This window comes from Streptomyces sp. NPDC055103, from assembly GCF_053607625.1.
This window is the reverse complement of sequence record NZ_JBSGTX010000201.1, coordinates 1-1084: the sequence shown is the minus strand read 5'-3', so window position 1 is coordinate 1084 and position 1084 is coordinate 1. Positions and strand designations below refer to the sequence as shown.

Annotated in this window: 1 protein-coding gene and 1 pseudogene; both read left to right on the top strand. The window is 50.6% G+C overall.

Going from position 1 to position 1084, the window contains the following annotated elements; genetic code table 11:
* Positions 1-550 (top strand): 5-oxoprolinase subunit PxpB (pxpB, locus tag ACWFR1_RS40510; protein ID WP_453561170.1); only part of this gene is annotated, 550 nt, incomplete at its 5' end.
* 2 nt (positions 551-552) lie between these two features.
* Positions 553-1084: pseudogene (gene pxpC, locus ACWFR1_RS40505) on the top strand (5-oxoprolinase subunit PxpC); the annotation flags it as partial.

Sequence of the window (1084 nt, the reverse complement as noted above, 5' to 3'; positions counted from 1 at the left end):
ATTTTATGATATGTATGAAGTGTACAAGCATTTGCCTCAAGGCATAAGCTCACCTTTTGAGAAGGTCAAGCGCGATGTCGAAGAGCGGCTGGTAGAAATAGCCGAAGACTATGAGGTCAACCGCCGCATTGTAGAAATTCCCGTCTGCTATGGCGGTGAATTCGGTCCGGATTTAGAAGAGGTGGCGAAGGTCAATCAGCTGTCACCGGAGGAAGTAATCGACATTCATACAAACGGTGAATATGTGGTATATATGCTTGGCTTCGCGCCCGGTTTTCCTTTTCTAGGCGGGATGTCAAAACGCATTGCAGCTCCGAGAAAATCATCACCAAGACCGTCGATTCCCGCAGGTTCGGTCGGTATTGCGGGATTGCAGACAGGCGTTTATCCGATTTCAACGCCGGGCGGCTGGCAGCTGATCGGCAAAACGCCGCTGGCTCTTTTCCGGCCGCAGGAAAACCCGCCGACATTGCTGCGGGCGGGAGATACTGTGAAATTCGTTCGCATCTCAGAAAAAGACTATCACGCCTATAAGGAGGAGTCCAATTGAGCATGAAAGTATTAAAGCCCGGACTGCTCACAACGGTTCAGGATATAGGCAGAACGGGTTACCAAAAATACGGCGTTCTGGCCAGCGGTGCTATGGACACGGTTTCACTGCGCATTGCCAATCTGTTGATAGGAAACGGCGAAAATGAAGCAGGTCTCGAAATAACGATGATGGGGCCCGGTCCGTCGTTTCATTTTTCAAAACAGACACTGATTGCTGTGACAGGGGCGGACTTCACGCTGCGTATTAATGACGAGGAAGCGCCTTTATGGAAGCCTGTGCTCATCAAGGAAAACAGCACGGTCAGCTTTGGCCCCTGCAAACTCGGCAGCCGTGCTTATTTGGCGGCAGCTGGCGGCATTGAGGTGCCTGCCGTCATGGAAAGTAAAAGCACATACGTCAGAGGAAGCATTGGCGGACTTCATGGCAGAGCGCTTCAAAAAGAAGATGAACTGAACATTGGAGAGATGTCAGCTCTTTCGCAAACCATCCTTTCTCGCTTAAGTTCGCAGCTTGGAAAACAGGGATTTGCAG